Annotated in this window: 2 protein-coding genes; one reads left to right on the forward strand and one right to left on the reverse strand. The window is 71.3% G+C overall.

What is annotated here, in order from left to right; translation table 11 throughout:
• Nucleotides 1–357: ATP-binding cassette domain-containing protein (locus tag ACFWWU_RS37500; protein ID WP_384153773.1), on the reverse strand; the 357-nt coding region annotated here is incomplete at its 3' end.
• An 80-nt stretch (nucleotides 358–437) separates the two neighbouring features.
• On the opposite strand from ACFWWU_RS37500, the gene ACFWWU_RS37505 reads away from it, so the two are divergent.
• A complete protein-coding gene (locus ACFWWU_RS37505; RefSeq protein ID WP_384153776.1) occupies nucleotides 438–983 on the forward strand; it encodes a helix-turn-helix domain-containing protein in 546 nt (181 codons plus the stop codon).
• The last annotated feature ends 83 nt before the right edge of the window (nucleotides 984–1,066 follow it).

Consider the following 1,066-nt stretch of genomic DNA (forward strand, 5'->3'; position numbering starts at 1 on the left):
GGTGAGCTCGGCCACGGCTTCGACGCGTTCGGCACCGTGCCCGCCGAGGGCGCAGTAGGCGCGCAGGTGCCCGCGGGCGGTCATCGCCGGATGCGCGCCGGCGAGGTCGAGCACGGCCCCGACAGTGCCGGTCGGGTCGGCCAACTCGGCGTACCGTCGGCCGCCGATGAGTGCGGTGCCGGAATCGGGGCGCGCGAGTCCGAGCAGCATGCGGAGCGTCGTCGACTTGCCGGCGCCGTTCGGGCCGAGGAAGCCGGTGACGCGGCCGGGCGCCGCGACGAACGTGGCGTCGCGCACCGCCTCGACGTCGCCGATGCGCTTCGAGAGTCCGGAGACTTCGATCTGGGCGGTGATCATGGAGCGGATCCCTTCGGTGGCATACTCGATTGAGAGCAATGAGAATGTTCTCACCGTGAGAATAATCACTTGGAGGACCGATGCGCAACCCGTCGCCCATCGCCGACGTCGTCATGCACCCTGTCCGCCTCCGCATCATCCAGCAGGTGGGCACGCGCGAGATCACCACGGCGAGCCTGCGCAGCGCCCTGCCCGACGTCGCTCAGGCGACCCTCTACCGGCACATCGCCGCCCTCGTCGACGCCGACGTGCTCACGGTCGTCGAAGAGCGGCGGGTGCGCGGCGCCGTCGAGCGCACCTTCGCGCTCGGTGAACGGATGGCGCATGTCGATCACGACGAACTGCTCGAGATGGGCTCGCGCGAGCTGCAGCAGGCGTTCCTGACCTTCCTCGCCCACCTCGGCGAGAGCTTCGACCGGGCCAGCGCGGCCGAGGATCCGCGGTTCCGCGACTTCCTCGGCTTCGGCGAGACGACCCTGCACGTGACGACCGATGACCTCGCCGCCATCCAGGCGGGCCTCGGCGAGCTCCTCGCGCCCTACCTGACCGCCGAGGGCGAGGGCCGCCGCGCGGTCACGCTCGCGACGGCGCTCATCCCGACCGACGGTGCCGCGCCGCTCGACTGAACCGTTCGAGGCGAGCTCACTGCCGTTGCCGCGGCTCAGTCCGGCGGAAGCTCGACCGCTCGCACACCGGCCCGGGTCAGTGC

The sequence above is a fragment of the Streptomyces sp. NPDC058650 genome, from assembly GCF_042717315.1.
In the GTDB taxonomy this organism is placed as follows: domain Bacteria; phylum Actinomycetota; class Actinomycetes; order Streptomycetales; family Streptomycetaceae; genus Streptomyces.

What these genes read in the sequence shown, in the direction of transcription:
- ACFWWU_RS37505 (WP_384153776.1), top strand. Translation starts at nt 438, where the DNA reads ATGCGCAACCCGTCGCCCATCGCCGACGTCGTCATGCACCCTGTCCGC.